The 17,837-nt window shown below is 69.4% G+C and carries 15 protein-coding genes; 6 read left to right on the forward strand and 9 right to left on the reverse strand.

Going from position 1 to position 17,837, the window contains the following annotated elements:
* Positions 1 to 291: 291 nt before the first annotated feature.
* The 3 genes from ACFVWW_RS32980 to ACFVWW_RS32990 all read left to right on the forward strand — a co-directional run bounded on the left by ACFVWW_RS32980 (position 292) and on the right by ACFVWW_RS32990 (position 3,479).
* Complete coding sequence (locus ACFVWW_RS32980) at positions 292 to 1,131, forward strand: S1 family peptidase (protein ID WP_384337074.1); 840 nt, start codon at positions 292 to 294, stop codon at positions 1,129 to 1,131.
* A gap of 250 nt (positions 1,132 to 1,381) precedes the next feature.
* Positions 1,382 to 2,227, forward strand: coding sequence for a S1 family peptidase (locus tag ACFVWW_RS32985; RefSeq protein WP_386878149.1), 846 nt, complete (start codon positions 1,382 to 1,384; stop codon positions 2,225 to 2,227).
* Positions 2,228 to 2,420: 193 nt separating this feature from the next.
* Complete coding sequence (locus ACFVWW_RS32990; RefSeq protein WP_386877986.1) at positions 2,421 to 3,479, forward strand: lactonase family protein; 1,059 nt, start codon at positions 2,421 to 2,423, stop codon at positions 3,477 to 3,479.
* A gap of 145 nt (positions 3,480 to 3,624) precedes the next feature.
* Here the strand turns inward: ACFVWW_RS32990 and ACFVWW_RS32995 are convergent, their stop codons facing one another.
* The 9 genes from ACFVWW_RS32995 to ACFVWW_RS33035 form a co-directional block, all read right to left on the reverse strand.
* Positions 3,625 to 4,545 (reverse strand): sirohydrochlorin chelatase, encoded by a 921-nt coding sequence (locus ACFVWW_RS32995; RefSeq protein WP_384190924.1) that lies wholly within the window; start codon positions 4,543 to 4,545, stop codon positions 3,625 to 3,627.
* 95 nt (positions 4,546 to 4,640) lie between these two features.
* Positions 4,641 to 5,627, reverse strand: coding sequence for an N-acetylglucosamine kinase (locus tag ACFVWW_RS33000; RefSeq protein WP_386877987.1), 987 nt, complete (start codon positions 5,625 to 5,627; stop codon positions 4,641 to 4,643).
* Positions 5,624 to 6,301, reverse strand: a complete 678-nt coding sequence (locus tag ACFVWW_RS33005; protein ID WP_384337047.1) for a uracil-DNA glycosylase — start codon at positions 6,299 to 6,301, stop codon at positions 5,624 to 5,626. Before ACFVWW_RS33005 ends, ACFVWW_RS33000 begins: the two co-directional genes overlap by 4 nt.
* Before the next feature lie 130 nt (positions 6,302 to 6,431).
* A complete protein-coding gene (locus ACFVWW_RS33010) occupies positions 6,432 to 7,346 on the reverse strand; it encodes a carbohydrate ABC transporter permease (protein WP_386877988.1) in 915 nt (304 codons plus the stop codon).
* Positions 7,343 to 8,275 (reverse strand): carbohydrate ABC transporter permease, encoded by a 933-nt coding sequence (locus tag ACFVWW_RS33015; protein WP_384190914.1) that lies wholly within the window; start codon positions 8,273 to 8,275, stop codon positions 7,343 to 7,345. Before ACFVWW_RS33015 ends, ACFVWW_RS33010 begins: the two co-directional genes overlap by 4 nt.
* Complete coding sequence (locus tag ACFVWW_RS33020; RefSeq protein WP_386877989.1) at positions 8,272 to 9,657, reverse strand: ABC transporter substrate-binding protein; 1,386 nt, start codon at positions 9,655 to 9,657, stop codon at positions 8,272 to 8,274. Before ACFVWW_RS33020 ends, ACFVWW_RS33015 begins: the two co-directional genes overlap by 4 nt.
* 100 nt (positions 9,658 to 9,757) lie before the next feature.
* Positions 9,758 to 10,855 (reverse strand): enolase C-terminal domain-like protein, encoded by a 1,098-nt coding sequence (locus tag ACFVWW_RS33025; protein ID WP_384190909.1) that lies wholly within the window; start codon positions 10,853 to 10,855, stop codon positions 9,758 to 9,760.
* A 55-nt stretch (positions 10,856 to 10,910) separates the two neighbouring features.
* The gene (locus ACFVWW_RS33030) at positions 10,911 to 14,174 is read right to left on the reverse strand and encodes a discoidin domain-containing protein (protein ID WP_386877990.1); all 3,264 of its coding nucleotides are present in this window, start codon (positions 14,172 to 14,174) and stop codon (positions 10,911 to 10,913) included.
* 142 nt (positions 14,175 to 14,316) lie between these two features.
* The gene (locus ACFVWW_RS33035; RefSeq protein ID WP_384190903.1) at positions 14,317 to 15,165 is read right to left on the reverse strand and encodes a FadR/GntR family transcriptional regulator; all 849 of its coding nucleotides are present in this window, start codon (positions 15,163 to 15,165) and stop codon (positions 14,317 to 14,319) included.
* Positions 15,166 to 15,533: 368 nt separating this feature from the next.
* Here ACFVWW_RS33035 and ACFVWW_RS33040 point away from each other — a divergent pair, with 368 nt between their 5' ends.
* From ACFVWW_RS33040 to ACFVWW_RS33050, 3 genes are all read left to right on the forward strand, one after another.
* Positions 15,534 to 15,857: an L-rhamnose mutarotase gene (locus tag ACFVWW_RS33040; RefSeq protein WP_384190899.1), complete on the forward strand. Its 324-nt coding sequence runs from the start codon at positions 15,534 to 15,536 to the stop codon at positions 15,855 to 15,857.
* Between the two features lie 113 nt (positions 15,858 to 15,970).
* Positions 15,971 to 16,804, forward strand: coding sequence for an amidohydrolase family protein (locus ACFVWW_RS33045; protein WP_386877991.1), 834 nt, complete (start codon positions 15,971 to 15,973; stop codon positions 16,802 to 16,804).
* On the forward strand, positions 16,801 to 17,775 hold the full coding sequence (locus ACFVWW_RS33050) for an aldo/keto reductase (RefSeq protein WP_384337038.1): 975 nt from the start codon (positions 16,801 to 16,803) through the stop codon (positions 17,773 to 17,775). Before ACFVWW_RS33045 ends, ACFVWW_RS33050 begins: the two co-directional genes overlap by 4 nt.
* Positions 17,776 to 17,837 lie beyond the last annotated feature (62 nt).

Below are 17,837 nucleotides of genomic sequence, written 5' to 3' on the forward strand. Positions count from 1 at the left end.
ATTTCATACGATAGATGCCCGCCGCCGACCGTGAGCGCCCGGTGGGGCCACTGGTGGTGGGCCGGTGGGCGCCAGGTGGGCGGCAGATGGCTGGGAAAGCCCGCCGCTCGCGGCTCAATCCGCGTCTTGTCGTGAAAACGCGCAGCGTGGACCATGCGCTCACGTAATTGATGTGGGCATGACGAATTGGTGGCTCGCCCACGGGCCGTTCGTCTTGCGGCCGTTCATCCTGCCCCTTGCACACGATCATCGGAGGATGCTGTGAACCCTGAATTCGCCCGGCGCGTACGCATGATGGCTGTGGCGTCCGGTCTTCTGGCCGTCGCCACCCTGGTCACACCGACCGCCACGGCCGACGAGGGCAGATCCAGAGCGACCGCCTCGCAGCTCGCGGTGGCCGACGCCGCGATCCTGGAGGCCGACATCGCGGGTACGGCCTGGTACACCGATGCCACGACCGGCAAGGTCGTCGTCACGGTGGACAGCAGGGTCGGCGCGGCCGAGGTCGCCACGCTCAAGAGGGCCGTGCGGACGCCGGCCGGCGCGCTGGAGATCAACCGCACGTCCGGCACGTTCACCAAGCTCATAGCCGGCGGCGAGGCCATCACCGCTTCCGGCGTCCGCTGCTCGCTGGGCTTCAATGTGCAGAGCAGCGGCGGCACCAAGTACGCCCTGACCGCGGGCCACTGCACCAACCTCGGCAGGAACTGGAATATCGGCACGACGGTCGCGACCAGCTTCCCGAACAACGACTACGGCCTCATCCAGCACTCCAACCCGGCCGCCGCGGACGGCAGGGTCTCCCTGCACAACGGCACCTACCAGGACATCACCACCGCCGGCAGCGTCGTCGTCGGCCAGCCCGTCTGCCAGAGCGGCAGCACCACCGGCGTGCACTGCGGCACCGTCACCGCTCTGAACGTGACCATTAACTACGGGGCCGACACCGTCAGCGGCCTGGGCAGGACCAACAGCTGTTCCGAGCCCGGCGACAGCGGTGGATCGGTCTTCCAGGGCAGCACCGCCGTCGGCATCATCTCCGGCGGCAGCGGCAACTGCACCTCCGGTGGCATCACGTTCTATCAGCCAATCCTCGAGGCGCTCAACGCCTACGGCCTGAGCGTGTTCTGACCACTTCGTACCAGGGCCCGGTGCCCCAGCGGAACCGGCGGGCTGCCCGGCAGGGCGGCCCGCCGCCGTCGCACGGCTCATTCCGCGCCTTGTCGTGACAACGCACGGCGGGGAGCATGCGCTCACGTCATTGATATGGGCATGACCATTCAGTCGCGGGTCGTTCGTCTCCCGGCCGTGCGTCCCCTGCCCCCTGGAACGTTCATCGGAGGATGTTGTGAACCCTGAATTCACCCGGCGCGCAGGCCTGATGGCTGTGGCGTCCGGTCTTCTGGCCGTCGCCACCGTGGTCACACCGACCGCCACGGCCGACGACGCCGGCAGATCCACCGCGACCGCCTCGCAGCTCGCGGTGGCCGACGCCGCCGTCCTGGAGGCGGACATCGCCGGCACGGCGTGGTACACCGACGTCACGACCGGCAAGGTCGTCGTCACGGTGGACAGCACGGTCGGCGCGGCCGAGGTCACCGCGCTCAAGAACGCCGTGAAGGCGCCGGCCGGCGCCCTGAAGATCAACCGTACGCCCGGTACGTTCACCCCGTTCGTCAGGGGCGGTGACACGATCTACGGCCCCGGGGGTGTCCGTTGCACGGTGGGCTTCAACGTGCAGGACAGCGCCGGCGTCAAGTACGCCCTGACCGCGGGCCACTGCACCAACGCCGGCAGCGCCTGGTCCATCGGCACCAGAATCGGGTCCAGCTTCCCGGTCAATGACTACGGCCTCATCAAGTACGGCGACCAGAGCCAGGCGGAGGGCGGGGTCAACACCTTCGGCGGGGCCTTCCAGGACATCACCACCGCCCGTAACCCCACCGTCGGCCAGTCCGTCGTACGCAGCGGGAGCACCACCGGCGTGCACACCGGCACCGTCACCGGTCTGAACGCGACCGTCAACTACGGGGGCGGCGACGTCGTCTACGGCCTGATCCAGACCAACGTCTGCGCCGAGCCCGGCGACAGCGGCGGTCCGCTGTGGTCGGGCACCATCGCTCACGGCCTGACCTCCGGCGGCAACGGCAACTGCTCCTCCGGCGGCACCACCTTCTACCAGCCGGTCGTCGAGGCGCTCGCCGCCTACGGCGTGAACGTCTTCTGACCGTCTTCCGGCCGAGGCACTCCCCGCCCCTTGTGCGCGGTTCCCCGCCGTGCCCAAGGGGCGGCACATGTCGCTCCGGTCCCCGCTCGACAGCGGCCTCCGGACCGGTTGATTGGTCCAGACCGCCTGCTACCGTTCGGCCGGACGTCAGCGGACGGGCCGTTGAGGATCAGCCGAAGAGGGGACACACACTGTGAGCGGCAGGAACGACGGGCGGGCCTTCATCGGGTCCTTCACCTCGGCAGGGGGCCGCGGCATCATCGCCGCGGCCGTGGACGCGGAGACCGGAGCCCTGACGGAGCGTGGAGCGACCGACGCCGTCGCGGACCCGTCCTTCCTCGCACTCGCGCCGGACGGCGCCGTGCTCTACGCGGTCTCCGAGAAGGAGGAGGGCGCGGCAGCGGCCTTCCGCGTACCGGAAGCCGACGCCCGGGACGGGGCGCCCCGGCTGATGGGGGAGCCCGTACCGGTGCGCGGCGCGGCCCCCACTCATCTCACGCTCGCCGCCGGACATCTGGTGACCGCCAACTACGGCTCGGGCAGTGTCACCGTGCTGCCCGTCCGCGCGGACGGCACGCTGGGGGCCGCGAGCGCGGTGCTCCAGCACGAGGGCGACGGACCGCACCCGGACCGGCAGCGCGGTCCGCACGCGCATCAGGTGGTGGCCGATCCGAGCGGGCGCTGGGTCCTCGGTACCGACCTCGGCACCGACTCCGTACGGATCTGTGCCCTGGACGCCGGCTCGGGGGAGCTGACGTCGCACGGTGAGACGGCGCTGCGCCCGGGGACGGGACCGCGCCATCTCGCCTTCCATCCGGCCGGCGGCCACGCGTACGTGGTCAACGAGCTGGAACCGACGCTCACCGTCTGCCGCTGGGACGCGGCGGCCGGCCTGCTCGAACCGGTCGGTGAGACACCCCTGCTGCCCGACGGCGCGCAGGTCGAGAGCTTCGCCTCCGAGGTCGTCGTGGCGCGGGACGGCCGGTTCGTCTGGGTGGCCAATCGCGGGCACGACAGCATCGCCGTCCTCGCGCTCGACGCGACGCACGAGAAGGCGGAGCTGGTCACCACGGTGCCCTGCGGCGGCCGCTGGCCGCGTGACCTGGCACTGGACCCGACGGGCCGCCGGCTCTACGCCGCGAATGAGCACTCCGGCGATGTGACCTGGTTCGACATCGACACGGCCACCGGCATCCCGGTCCGCGCGGGTTCCATCGAGGCCCCCGCGGCCTCCTGCGTGATCTTCGGCTGACCCGGGGCCGGGTAGCCAGTGCCAGGCCCATCCGTACGGCCCTCCAGCGGCCCGCCACGGTCGCGGAAGGGCCCGCCCCGAAGCGGTCCGGTGCGGGCTCTTTCCATACGTACGGGCCTGCCGTCTCCCCGTACGAACGGGCGTGTCAGTGGGTCGGTGTCCCCTGCGGCTGCGGCGCGATGCCCAGCGCCGTCGCGTACTTGGACAGGACCAGCTTGCCGATCGCCGGGTAGGCGCCGAGCGGCTCGGCTGCGGCGCAGTCGGCCTCCTTGAGGGCCGCGTCGAGCAGTCCCCCGGACAGCTCGGGGCCGACCAGATACGGGGCGAGCGCGAGCTGGGTCGCACCGGCGTCGCGCAGCTGCGCGGCGATGGCGGAGACCGAGCCCTCCACGTCGAGCGCGGCGGCCATGACCGGCACGGCGAGGCGCGCGGCCAGCAGCATCCCGGTGATCCCCGCGGTCTGGACGGCCTCCTCGCCGCCCACCGTGACCAGCACGATCCCGTCGGCCGCCGTGGCGACCGTGAACAGCCTGGCGCGGTCGGCGCGAGCCAGACCGGCCTCCGACAGGCGCACGTGCAGACCCTCGGCGAGCAGCGGGTGCGGACCGAGGACATCGGTCAGCTCCGCGGTCGCGCCGCTGTCCGCGACAGCCTGATGTATCCGCCCGACCAGCCCACGGTCGGGACCGGCGAGCAGCGGTACGACGACGGCCGCGGGGCCCTCGGGCTCGGCGGCCTCGCGGCCCGCGGCCTTCGCCAGCTCATAGCGTTCGGTACGCTGCGTGGCGGCCCCGGTCAGGACGCTCTGCAGCGTGGGGTATTCGGCGTCGTCGCTGTCCAGGTAGCCGATGACGGCGTTCAGCCCCGGCAGCTCGGAGCGGGCGATGCTGATGACTTCTTCGGCCAGTCCGCGGACGGCGGGCGAAGGGGTGCCGGGAACGGCGAGAACAAGCGCGGGCGCACCTTCGGGAGCCGCCACGGGTTCGGGGCGGCGGTGGCGCCCCGACTGACGGGGTCGCGGCATTCGTACAGGCAGGCCGGATGCGGGCCCAGTGGGGGTGCTCATGGCGCCGAATGTTACTGGTTTTGTGGGTGCGGCTGTTCGGGGAGGGGGCGGTCGTGCGCCATCTGTCCTTATTTATCCGTTAGGTATTTTTCTGCTCATCTATCCCGTTGTGTCAGGGCGTTCAGCAGCCGCGGATCGTGCGGCAGCCGCAGTGAGCCGGTGGCGAGCGCCGCCGCGATGAGCAGTGCCCCGGCGAGCGGGTCACCGACCGGGGACACCGTCGTGGCATGCGGAAGCTGATCGGCCAGCTCGGCCCGCAGGGGTACGAGCAGCGGATCACCGAGCTTGAACAGGCCGCCGGTGAGGGCGACTTCGGACTCGTCCGAGGGTGGACAGACCGCGGCGGCGGCCTCCGCGATCTGACGTGCCGCCGCCGAAAGGATGGATTCCGCGACCGGATCGGCGGCCGCGCAGCGGGCCACCTCCGGTGCGAACGAGGCAAGCACGGCGGGCCGGTCGGCGCGCGGGTAGAGCAGTCCCGGCAGCTCCGGGGCGGGCCCGAAAAACGCTTCCATTCTGGACAGCAGCGCGGGTGAACCGCCGCGCCGTCCGTCGTACGCGCGCAGGGCCGCTTCCAGTCCTGCCCGGCCGATCCAGGCGCCGCCACCGCAGTCGCCGAGCAGATGGCCCCAGCCGTCCGCGCGGTGCCAGCCCGTCAGATCCGTACCGAGCGCGATCATGCCCGTGCCCGCCGCGACGACCGCCCCGGGGCGCTGTCCCAGCGCTCCGGCGTAGGCGGTGACCGCGTCCGCGGCGAGCGCCAGCCGGCCGACCCCCAGGGAACGTTCCAGCGCGGCGGGCAGTTCGGCGCGGAGACCGTCGCCGAGCGTCGCCATCCCGGCCGCGCCGATCGTGATCGCGGACAGCGAGTCCGCGCCCGCTTGCGCCAGCAGTGTGTCCACCGCGGGCAGCAGTTGACCGAGCAGATGGCCGGCATCGATGCCGGCGGGCCCGGTGCGCACCGGCTCGGCGGAGCTGGTGGTGGCGACCGTCGTGACCCCGGCCGGTTCGGCGGAATCCGTGGAGCCGAGCGCGATCCGCAGGCCGGAGCCGCCGGAGTCCACGCCCAGCACCCAACTCACGGCAGCCGCCAGTCCACGGGCTGCGCCCCCTGGCGGATCAGAAAGTCATTGGCGCGGCTGAACGGACGCGAGCCGAAGAAACCGCGGTCCGCCGACATGGGGGAGGGGTGGGCCGATTCGATCGCCGGGAAGTCGCCGAGGAGCGGTCGCAGATTGCGGGCGTCACGCCCCCACAGGACGGACACCAGCGGCTTGCCGCGGGCGACCAGGGCGCGGATGGCCTGCTCGGTCACCTCCTCCCAGCCCTTGCCGCGATGCGCGGCGGGCTTGCGGGGCGCCGTGGTGAGTGCCCTGTTGAGCAACAGGACCCCCTGGCGCGTCCAGGGCGTCAGATCGCCGTTGGAGGGGCGGGGCAGCTCCAGATCCGTGTGCAGCTCCCGGAAGATGTTCTCCAGGCTGCCGGGCACGGGCCGCACCTCGGGTGCGACCGAGAAGCTCAGCCCCACCGCGTGTCCGGGTGTCGGGTAGGGATCCTGGCCGACGATCAGGACCCGCACCTCGTCGAAGGGCTGCTGGAAGGCGCGCAGCACATTCGATCCGGCCGGTAGGTAGGTGCGTCCCGCGGCGATTTCCGTACGCAGGAAGTCGCCCATCTCGGCGATGCGTCCGGCCACGGGGCCCAGCGCATCCGCCCATCCGGGCTCGACGATTTCTTTCAACGGTCGTGCTGCCACGGGGTGTCACTCTACTGGTGCACGCGGCCCCCCACCGCACGCACCCGACGGACCCCCTCGCCCGCCCCACCGGAACAGGCGTGGACGGCGTCGTTGACGCAGGCGGGGAACAGTGCGACGCGCATGGCGCTCATTCCTTGGTCGCTCCGGCGAGCATCCCGGACACCAGCGTGCGCTGCGAGAACAGGAAGAGCACCAGAACGGGCAGGATGGCGACGAGAATCGCCAGGGACAGTTCCGGGACGGTGATGTTCAGGCCGGCGCCAGCCACCGGGTTGAACGACGGAGTGGAGGTGAGCAGTTGGTTCAGGCCCACCTGGACGGGGAACTGGTCGCTGTTCGGCAGGACGAGGTACGGCAGGAAGAAGTTGTTCCAGTTGCCCACGAAGCTGAAGAACGCGACCAGCCCGACCACCGGCTTCGCCAGCGGCAGCGCGATGCGGGAGAAGAGCTGCCATTCCGTACAGCCGTCGATCCGCGCGGCCGACAGCAGATCCCTGGGCAGGCTGCTGCCGAAGTAGATGTACACCAGGTACACGCCGAACGGATAGAAGGAGAAGGGCAGGATCACGGACCAGACGGTGCCGATCAGATGGAAGCGGTTGAGCTCCAGGAAAATCGGCAGCACCAGGGTGGCCTGCGGCATGATCATTGTGACCAGGGTGATGGTCAGCAGCGTCTTGCGTCCCCGGAACTTCGTCAGGGCCAGCGCGTAGCCGGCCGGCACGCTGACGGCCAGCGTCAGTACGAGCGATCCAACGGAGTAGATCGCCGAGTTGCGCAGCCATGTGGTCATGGCGCCGTCCTGGAAGGCGAACAGGTGCTGCCAGGCGGTGCCGATCTGCTGGAACGAGCCGAAGGACAGCGGGTTGTCGTGCACCACTTGGCCGGCGGTCTTCGACGGCGCGAGCAGCAGCCAGATCACCGGCAGCACGAAGAACACCAGCAGCACGGCCAGGAGGAGGCCCACGACCAGGAAGGAGGCGGCCCGGGAAGGCCGGACGCGGCGGCCCGCGGCTGGCGAAGGGAGAGCGGTTTGTGTCATTTCTCGTCCAACTTGAACAGGTTCGATCGGGCGACCAGCAGACCGGCGGCCATGAGTCCCAGCGCGAGCAGAAAGACGGAGATGGCGGCGGCGCCGTTGAAGTCGCCCTGCTGGAAGGCGTAGACGTAGGCGAGCTGGTTGGGCGACCAGGAGGGGCTCACCCGGCCGAGGCTGGCGGTCTGGAGCAGTTGGGGCTCGACAAAGAGCTGGGTGCCGGTGGCGAAGGCCATGATCGTCATGTACACGATCCACTGCCGGATCATCGGGATCTGGATGTGCCAGGCGGTACGCCAGGGCCCCGCGCCGTCCATCCGGGCGGCTTCCAGTACCTCGTCAGGGATGTTGTTCAGCGCCCCGTACATGACGACCATCCAGCCGCCGGCGCCGGTCCAGAAGGCGATCAGCATAAGGATCAGCGGCAGATTGCCGGGCGCGAGCACGGCCGCGAAGCTCTGCATTCCCATGCTCGTGAGGAGCCAGGACACCGGGCTGACGTCCGGGTCCAGCATGAACAGCCAGACCAGGACGCTGGCGACCCCGGCGAGGGCGCCGGGAATGTAGTACAGGAAGCGGAAGAGCGCCGATGTGCCCGGCCGCACCCGGCTGCGCAGGATCACCGCGACCAGGACGACGAGGACCACGAGGACCACCAGCCACATGACCAGGTAGATCAGCATGTTCGTGAAGGCCGGGACGAAGCGGTAGTCCTGGGCGACTTTCAGGAACTGGTTGATTCCGGTGAACCGGCCCTGGTCGTTGGTGAGCGCCAGGTAGAACGAGTAGCAGGTGGGGAACACACCGAACGCGAACAGCAGCAGCGCGTAGCCGGCGACGAAGAAGTAGCCCGCGAGGCCGCGGCCCCCCCGCCGCGGCGTGATGCCGCGGCGGAGGGGGGAGACGGCGACACGCTCGGTCTCCAGCAGTGTCATTCGTTGACCACCTGGTATCCCTGGGCCTTTGCCTGGTTGCTGATCTCCTGCTGCCAGGCCGGCAGGGTCGAGGTCAGGCTCTTGCCGGAGGTCAGGGCCGGCAGTACGACGCTGGACCAGGCGGTGGCGTCCGAGAACTTGGTGTTCGACCAGCCGGTCCACACCTCGTCGGCGGCCTCCTGGAAGGGCTTGCTCACGTCGTTGGCGAAGTAGTCGCTGTTGGCCGGGTTGGCCAGCCACGCATCGGCGGCCTTGGTGTAGGCGGGGTAGGTGGGCGCGGACGCCTGGTTCTCGTTGGAGGTGGTCAGCCAGGTGGCCAGGTCCGTGGACGCCTTGAGGTTGGCGCTGTGCGAGGACACCATCCACACACCGCCGCCGACGTTGCCGGTGGAGGGCGTGGTCTCGCCCTGCCAGGTCAGCGGAGACGCCACGGCGATCTGCTTGGCCGGAGTCTTGAAGGCGGCCTTGAACAGGTACTGGCCGTACCAGGACGGGCCGTACGCCATCATCACCTTGCTGCCGCTGTCCTTGGCGAAGCCCTGGCTGAAGAAACCCTTGGTGGTGACGGCCTTGGCCGAGATCAGATCGTCCAGCAGCGTCGCCATGCGGACACACTTCGGGTCCTGAAGGGCGGTGCGCAGGACGTCCGGCTTCACCAGGTTGAACGCCGGGCACTGGCCGGCCCAGAAGTACGACTCGTGGGAGTTGGTGTCGCCGACCGAGCCGACGAGATAGCCCGGGTGATCCTTGGCGACCTGCTTGCCCAGGGCCGCGTACTGCTCCCAGGTGGTGGGGACCTGATAGCCCCACTTGTCCATGAGGGACTTGTTGTACCAGAGCACCACCTGCGCGATGTCGTTGCGCACGCAGTAGGTGTGACCGTTGAACTGGCAGGGCGCGAGGGAGCCCTTGGCGAAGCCGTCCAGCGTGCTCTGCGGTACGAGCTTGTCGTCCAGGGGCGCGGCGAACGGCTGCGCGCCGGGCTTTGTGGGCTCGGACGCCCAGGTCACGTCGGTGGGTGAGCCGAATACCACGTCCGGCCAGCCACTGCCGGTCCGGTCGAACAGCTGCACCTTCGACTGGAGGTACGTGGAGCCGTCGGCGCCGCCGTCGTACGTGACGATCTTCATCTTCACGTCCGGGTGCGACTTCTGGTACGCCTGCACCGACGGGAGCCGGGTGGAGTCGGCCCACACCGTGATCTGCGAGCCGTCCTTCTGCGTGACCGGCTTGAACGCCGACCCCGAGGAGGAGGACCCGCTGGAGGTGTCGGCGCTGGCACAGCCGGCCAGTACAGCCGCTGTGGCCAGGGAGAGCGCGACTGCGGCGGTGCGCAGTGCCATGCCGCGTCGGCGGGCTCTCGGAGATCCGGAAGACCTCATCGTCTTGCCTTTCTTGTTCTTGCGTGGGACAGGTAACGCGCCGGATGGGGGCCCCGGATGCGGTGGCGGGGCGGACTACTGCCGACCGGCCACCGCCCGGTCAGCGCGGCTGCTCGACGAAGCTCTGCAGTTCGCTGCCGTAGCCGAGGTCGAGCGGGAGGGCTATGCCCGGCCCCGTGGGGGCGTGCACCAGGCCCTGAGCGTCCACATGGCGCTCGCGGACGACCTTCGCCGCGGTCACCAGGGACTCGTAATAGGTGGTGTTGGAGATGGCCATGCACAGGTGGTGGTTCGGGATGTCCGAACCGTGCACCTCGGCACGGAGCCGGTAGGCGTCGGCGAGGTGTGCGGTGCGCATGGCGCCGGTGATCCCGCCCCGGAGGGTGGTGCCGGCCCGCACACCGAAGGTGGCGGCACCGGCCCTGATGAAGTCCGCGGAGTTCATGTGTGCTCCGTCGGAGGTCTCGGCCACCAGCAGCGGTACGTCCACGGCGGCCGCCAGCCTCTGGTACGCGGAGATGCTGAACTCGCGCATCGGCTCCTCGTACCAGAGGTAGTCCGCCTCGGACAGTGCCCGCCCCAGGCGGATCGCGTCGGGCAGGTCGAAGCCGGCCGACCCGTCGTACATGAGAGGGACCGAGGGACCGACGTGGTCGCGCAGCGCCAGGCACAGCTCGGCATCGCGGCGGGCGTCGCCCCAGGCGTGCAGTTTGATACCGCGGTAGCCCAGTTCCAGGCACTGGTCCGCCACGTCGAGGAATTCCGCGACGCTGGAGAACGTCGAGGTGGAGGCGTAGGCGGGGATCGCCTCCCGGAAGCCGCCGAGCAGGCGCCAGACCGGCTGGCCGTAACACCGGCCGGCCAGGTCCCACAGGGCGGTGTCGATGAGGCCCAGGGTGGGGAGCGGGAGTTCGTGGATACGGTCCAGCTCCCACACCCGGTGCCACAGCCATTCCCGCTGGAACGGGTCGGCTCCGACCAGTTCGTCACGGAAGACCAGATCGACCAGGTCCCGCAAGGTGGTGAAGGCTCCCGGCCGGGCGAACAGAGCCACCCCCTCGGCTCCCTCGTCGGTGCCGATGCGCAGGACCGCGCCGTCGCCCAGCGGAGCGCTTCCGCTCAGTCCGTCCCGCCATTTGAAGGGAGGGCTGGCCGCCGGGACGTCGATCCGGTGTACTTCGACATGGGTGATCTTCATCGTGGCTTTCGTTTTCTGTGGGAACGTGCCGGCCCGGTGAGGGGGACGCGTACGGTCAGAACTCGCCGTACGCCTGGATCTCGTAGATGGAGCCGCCGTTACCGCTGGATCCGGTGACGGTCAGCCGCAGGTAGCGGGCGGTGACGGGCTCGTCGGGGAGCGAGTAGCCGGCCGACGAGACGGTGTTCGTGGAGGTGTGGTCGTCGAGCGTTGACCAGGTCGTGCCGTCGGTCGAGTACTCCAGGCGGTACTTGTAGCCGCTGGACTTCTCGAACGTGGTCACCACGCCGGAGACGCTGGTGTCCTTGCCCAGGTCCACCTGGATCCAGGACGGATCGGGCAGGCCGAGTCCCTGCGCCCAGCGGGTGGTCAAGTCACCGTCCACCGCCTTCTCGGGGAAGTTCTGCTCCGAGTCCGACGACGCGGTGACCGCCTTGTTCAGTGCCAGGTCGTTGTCGGCCGGAGTGGTGAAGACGGCCGCCTCACTCGGCTCCGAGGTGTTCAGCACGGCGTCACGGGCCACGACGGTGAAGGAGTACTCCTTCTCCGGGGTCAGGCCGGAGACCCGCAGGGTGGTGCCACCGGTGACGGCGATCCGCCGGCCGTCCTGGTGGACGACATAGCTGGTCACGCCGGTGTCATCGGTCGCGGCCGGCCAGCTGAGGTCCACCACGCTGGGCAGCAGCGGCGTGACGTCGGGCTGTGCGGGGGCGGCGGGGGCCGTGTGGTCCGAACTGGGGGCGGCGGCCTCGCCGTACACCTGGAAGTCGAAGATGCTTCCGCCGTTGCCGCTGGAGCCGGTGACGGTCAGCCGTACGAAGCGGCCGGTGATCGGCTCGTCGGTGTGCGAGTAGTCGGTCATCGCCGTGGTGTTCGCGGACGTGTGGTCCGCCAGCGTCTTCCAGTTGACCTCGTCCGGCGAGACCTCGATGCGGTACGTGTAGCCGCTGCTCTTCTCGAAGGTGGTGATCGCGCCGTTCACGTCGTACTGGGCGCCGAGGTCCACCTGGATCCAGGACGGGTCGGGCAGGCCGAGCCCCTGGGCCCAGCGGGTGGACAGGTCGCCGTCCACCGCCCTCTCGGGGACGTTCTGCTCCGAGTCCGACGAAGCCGTGACCGGCTGTTTCAGCGCCAGGTCGCTGCCGGAGGGCAGGGTGACCTTCAGTTCCGTGCTCGGCGCGGACTCGTTGCCGGCCGCGTCACGGGCGGTGATCCGGACGGTGTAGGTCTGGCCGGCGGTCAGGCCGGAGAGCCGCACCGAGGTCTTGCCGGTGGCGCTGACGAGCTTGCCGTCGCGGTAGACGGAGTAGCCCGTGACGCCCGTGTTGTCGGTGGACGCCGTCCAGCTGAGGTCCGCCACCGTCGGGAAGTCGGTGGTCGCGGCCGGGGTGCCGGGGGCGGTGGGCGCTTTGGTGTCGGTGACGGCCGGGCCCGGGTCGAGGTGACGGTAGGCCGGCTGGAGACCGGCGTTGTTCACGATCGAGGCCGGGAGCTGGGCGCAGGAGTCGACGGTGACATTGCCGCTGATGTTGCTGTTCGTGCTGTTGAACTGGGTGCTGAAAGCGGGCTGGGTGGTGAAGTTGCCGGTGGCGTTGATGTCCATGCCGTGGTTCAACAACAGCCACTGGTACGCCACGTCACAGAAGGCGTTGCCCGTGTTCTGCCAGTAGCGGCTGCCCTCGTCGTGGTAGACGGCACCGTAGGCGTGCGTCGGAACGCCGTGGATGTAGTTGCCGGACACCGTGCCGCCGGGGTTGGCGCTGAGGGTGTAGACAGCGCCACCGTCGGCCTGCGACTTCATGATGTCGTAGATCTCGTTGCCGGTGACGATGTTGTCCCGGCTGGTCGTGGGGGTGTCCCAGACCGGTACGCCCAGGTTGTCGTCCGGGTAGTTGGTGTCGCCGCCCGCGTCGGTCAGGCCCCAGCCCCAGCCCACGGAGATACCGCTGTAGGGCAGGTCGTAGACCTTGTTGTGGGTGATCACCGTGTGGTCGGTGTAGCCGGCCAGGATGCCCAGCGAGCCGTTGTACTGGTCGGCGACCTTGGTGACGACGTTGTTGTCCACCATGGTGTCCTTGGTGATGTCCCGTGGGTTGTCGGGATGGGCGTCGATCACCTCGACGCCGCCGATCTGGATGCCGGTGGCGGCGATCTGACGGAAGACGTTGCCCGTGACGTCGGTGCCCTGGGTGCCGGTGTTCAGGTTCAGGCCGACCGCGCCGAGGTGGGTGAAGGTGTTGCCCTCGAAGCTGACGTCGTGGCCGTAGCTCACGTTGACGGCTCCGGGCGTCTTCTGCCACTCCAGCCGGGTGGAGTTGAAGTCGGGGTTGTCCTCGCCGACCATCCGGAAGCCCGCCTGGCCCTCGATGAGGCCGTCGGACGAACTCGGGGCGAGCCAGGTCGAGTAGGAGAAGGTGATGCCCTCGAAGGACACGTGGGTGACGGGCTTGGCCCTGGTGCCGTTCAGGTCGACCAGGTCCTGTACGACCGGCACCGTGACGGTCGCCGTCGACAGGTTCTGACCGTCCTTGGGCAGGTAGTACACCTCGCCCGCGCCCTTGTCCACGTACCACTCACCGGGGGTGTCCAGCAGTTCGCGGGCGTTCTCCAGCCAGGTGGGGTTCTGGATCTCCTGGCCCTGCTGGAGGTTGGCGTTGTGCCAACAGGGCTGTTCCATCGTCATCGTGTTGCCGGAGATCGACTCCACTCCGCAGCGCTGCAGCTTCCAGCCCCAGCTGCTGACGACCTCCAGGTCCTTGGGACTCTTGTAGGCGCTGATGCTGCTGTCGGTGAACGTGTAGCCGGTGGACGTCTTGCTGAAGCCGGACGGGTTTTTCGTGCTCCGCGCCCGGGTCTCCAGTTCGCCGTTCACGTACAGCTGGCGGGTGTCGAGGTCGCCCACCTCGGCCTTGTAGACCTTGCCCGTCGAGTCGGCCGGGGTCCAGCCGGTGATCCGCTTGCCTCCGCTGATCACGGGGTCCGCGCCGGGAGCGGCCTCGTAGATGACACGGGAGCCGTCCTTGCCCGAGTCCTGAGCGGTGAGGCTGAAGGTGCGGCTCAGCTGATACGTGCCGGACTTCAGCAGCACATGGACATCGCCGCTGACCTTCTTCTTGGCCTCACGCACATAGTCCCGCGCGTGTTCCAGCGTCTTGAACGGATGTGCGGCGGTGCCGGTTCCGGAGTCCTTGCCGGTCGGCGAGACATAGACGTTCAGGCCCGATGCCTTCGACGAGGAGGCCTGGGCCGGCCCGGCGGCCAGGGGCGCCGCCGCCGCGGCCAGGGACAGGGCGGCGACGAATACTCTTCGGAGCGGCACGGGTATGTGTGTGCGAGCAGACGGTTCAGACACGGAAATCCAATCGCCTTGATGAAGTGACGTCGGGAACCCGGTCGTCCTCCGGGTTCCTCTGGCGTTGGGCGGCTCGCTCCGCGAGCCGTGGCGCCGGCGTGATGCCGGTTTACGAGGCGGACGTCTCCGGGGACAGTGGCTCGTCCGCGGCACCGGTGCCTCTCGACTGCCGCACTGGTGCCCTGGAGGCGCCGCGGTGGTCAAGGTTGAACAGCCGGTCGCGGATCTTTCGTTCGAACTGGCTCTGAGTGGTGGCGATGTGCGCGACCATCAGCTCCCCGGCGAGATCGGCCTCCCCCGCGGCGACCGCCTCAGCTATGGCGAGGTGCTGTCCCGCCGCCACTTCCAGCGACCCGGGCGCGTCGCCGTGGAAGAGCAGCACATCGGACTGTGACGCCAGGCGCCGCACGCTGGCGACGCTCGACCTCAGAAACACATTGTGTGCGGCGACACCCACCGCGTCATGGAACGCGGTGTCGGCCTTGGCGAAGCCGTACCCGTCGGCCGCCCTGGCCGCCACCAGTGATGTCTCGGCGCACTCCCGGATGGTCCTGACCTCGATCGGCGTGGCGAGGGAGGCGGCGCGGCGCGCTGTCTCCGACTCGATCACCGTCCGGTACTCCAGGAGCATCAGGACGTCTTCCATGCTCGTCGGCCGGAAGTGCGAGAGGTGGTCGTCCACCAGCCCGCCGGCCGAGTCGGCGACGAAGATTCCCGCGCCACGCCGCACACTCAGCCGGCCGATGGCGGCCAGGACCTTCACCGCCTCGCGGGTGACGTTGCGGGAGGCGCCCAGGATCTGAGCCAGGCCTTGTTCAGTGGGCAGCCGGTCCCCGGACCGCAGGTTCTGCTCGGCGATGTAGTTCAGCAGCTGCTCGGCGACCAGTTCGTAACCCGGCCGGTAGCGACCCGACGCTTCGTCATCTCCGTCGCCAGGGACCTGTGATGGAGCTGCCATGGCATAACCCCCCTCTTGTAAGTACTGATTAATCTGGTTCATCGGTGGGGGAAACTATGACATCCACGTTACGTATTGAGAAGAGTCTGACGGAAACTTCGCCCACTCACCCTTGCGTACCCCTATTTAAGGCATCAAAAGGGATATCCGATACGGAACCATTGTGCGCAAGGGATCCGATCCTTAAGGTCCTACCTGACGGATGAAGCAGATCCTTTTGGATGGAGCGCGCGGCCGAGCCGGGAGAGACCGCCAAGAGACCGGCACGGCACGACCGGCCCTACCTACGAGCAGGAGACATCGTGTCCGCAAAGTTTCGCCCGGCCGACGCACCGTGGGTGCGCCGACTGCGGGGGGAGGGCTGAGCCGTGCAGCGTTTTGCCGCAGTGATCCGGTTGCGGCCCGAGAAGGAGTCGGAGTACCGCGCACTGCACGCCGCCGCATGGCCGGGCGTGCTCGCGACCCTCAAGCGGGCCAACATCGGCAACTACTCCATCTTTCTGCGGGACGGCCTGCTGTTCAGCTACCTGGAGTACACCGGGACCGATTACACCGCCGACACCGCGGCGATTGCCGCCGACCCGGTCTCCGGCGAGTGGTGGGCGTTGACCGACCCGTGCCAGCAGCCGCTGGACAGCGTGGCCGAGGGGCAGTGGTGGGCCTCCGCCGAGGAGATCTTCCACCTCGACTGAGGATGCGTGCCCTGCCCGCGTCCGCCGCCCACGGAGATGCGGGCCCGCGCCGCACGCCGCGACGGGCGGGGGCTCGCGTCCGAGAATCCGTCCACCGACCCGAAGGACCAAACGTGCGCATCGACGCTCATCACCATCTGTGGGACCTCGGAGTACGCGACCAGCCGTGGACGCGCGACCTCCCTTCCCTGCGCCGGAGCTTCACCGCCGCCGAACTGCGGCCGGCGCTCGACCGGAACACCATCGACGCGACCGTCGTCGTACAGACCATCGCCGTGCCGGAGGAGACACCGGAACTGCTCGCCTTGGCGTCCGAGGACTCGCGCGTCCGAGCGGTCGTCGGCTGGACGAGCCTGATCGAACCGGCTGTCGCCGACCGTCTCGCGGAACTGCGCGAGCGGCCCGGGGGCTCCGCGCTCGTCGGCATCCGGCACGGCGTCCAGGACGAGGCCGATCCGGACTGGACGGCGCGTCCCGAGGTCCGCAGGGGCATCGAGGCGGTCGGCGCCGCGGGTCTCGTATACGACCTGCTCGTCCGGCCCGACCAACTGCCCGCCGCCGTCCGGACCGTACGCGACCTGCCGGATGTTCGCTTTGTCCTGAACCATGCCGGCAACCCCGTCGTCGGCACGGACAGCATGAAGCCGTGGACCTCGCTGCTGACCGATCTGGCCGACTGCCCCAACGTCGCCGTAAAACTCTCCGGCCTCGTCACCAGGACCGGGGCAGCTCCCGCCCGTACTCTGCGCCCCTACGTGGACGTACTGCTCGCGACGGTGGGCCCGGACCGCCTCATGTACGGCTCGGACTGGCCGGTCTGCCTGCTCGCGGCCGGCTACGACGACGTCCTGGCCGTCGCCGAGACGCTCACCGGCCATCTGAGCGCCGATGAGCGTGAGGCGGTCTTCGGCACGACGGCGGCGCGCTGGTACGGGATCGCCGCGTGACGGCCCGCAGGCTCGGTCGTACGAGTGTCCGCGTCAGTTCCCTGGGGTTCGGCGGCGCCCCCATCGGCAATCTCTACGCCCCGATCGACGACGACCGGGCGCGGGCCACGGTCGAGGCCGCCTGGGATGTCGGTGTGCGGTACTACGACACCGCCCCGCACTACGGGCTCGGACTGTCCGAACGACGGCTCGGCGCGGCGCTCGCCCACCGGCCACGGGCGGACTTCACCGTCTCGACCAAGGTCGGCCGTCTGCTGGAACCCCACCCCGCTCCCACCGGATCCGACCTGGCCGCAGGGGGCTTCGCCGTACCGGACACACTGATCCGCCGCCCCGACTACTCGCGTGACGGCGTCCTGCGCAGCCTTCAGGGCAGCCTGACCCGCCTGGGCCTGGACCGGGTGGACATCGTCTACGTCCATGACCCCGACGACCATCTGGACGCTGCCCTCGACCAGGCACTGCCTGCCCTGACAGACCTGCGCGACCAAGGCGTCATCGGCGCTGTGGGCGTCGGTATGAACACCGTCGCCCCGCTGCTGCGGGTCGTCGCCGAAGCGGACGTGGACACCGTGATGGTGGCCGGCCGCTGGACTTTGATCGACCGCACCGCTCGCCCCCTGCTGGAGGAGTGCGCGAAGCGAGGTGTCTCGGTGGTCGCCGCAGCGCCTTTCAACTCCGGTCTGCTCAGCCGGCCCCGCCCACCCGATGACGCTTCCTTCGACTACGGTCCCGCCTCCGACGCGTTGCTGCGCCGTGCCCGGCGCCTTGCCGACGTCTGCGCCCGGCACGGCACCGTCCTTCCCCACGCCGCCGTCCGCTTCCCACTGCGCGACCCCACCGTGGCCGGCGTGGTCGCGGGCTTCCGTTCGGCGCACGAGGTCATGTCCGCCGCCCGCTGGGCCGGCAGCGACCTGACCGACGCCACATGGTCGGACCTCGACGCGGCAGCCGAGGACGGGCCCCGGTAGTACGGGGCGGCACCGTCACTCTGCGGATCGTGTTGCCGGCCCCCCACCGGTCAACCGGCCGC

Source organism: Streptomyces sp. NPDC058198, from assembly GCF_042882605.1.
In the GTDB taxonomy this organism is placed as follows: Bacteria; Actinomycetota; Actinomycetes; order Streptomycetales; family Streptomycetaceae; genus Streptomyces.

Coding starts and splice junctions, on each gene's coding strand:
- ACFVWW_RS33025 (WP_384190909.1), bottom strand. CDS start 10,855: ATGAAGATCACCCATGTCGAAGTACACCGGATCGACGTCCCGGCGGCC.
- ACFVWW_RS32985 (WP_386878149.1), top strand. CDS start 1,382: ATGGCTGTGGCGTCCGGTCTTCTGGCCGTCGCCACCGTGGTCACACCG.
- ACFVWW_RS33015 (WP_384190914.1), bottom strand. CDS start 8,275: ATGACACTGCTGGAGACCGAGCGTGTCGCCGTCTCCCCCCTCCGCCGC.
- ACFVWW_RS33020 (WP_386877989.1), bottom strand. CDS start 9,657: ATGAGGTCTTCCGGATCTCCGAGAGCCCGCCGACGCGGCATGGCACTG.
- ACFVWW_RS32980 (WP_384337074.1), top strand. CDS start 292: ATGATGGCTGTGGCGTCCGGTCTTCTGGCCGTCGCCACCCTGGTCACA.
- ACFVWW_RS33010 (WP_386877988.1), bottom strand. CDS start 7,346: ATGACACAAACCGCTCTCCCTTCGCCAGCCGCGGGCCGCCGCGTCCGG.
- ACFVWW_RS33035 (WP_384190903.1), bottom strand. CDS start 15,165: ATGGCAGCTCCATCACAGGTCCCTGGCGACGGAGATGACGAAGCGTCG.
- ACFVWW_RS32995 (WP_384190924.1), bottom strand. CDS start 4,545: ATGAGCACCCCCACTGGGCCCGCATCCGGCCTGCCTGTACGAATGCCG.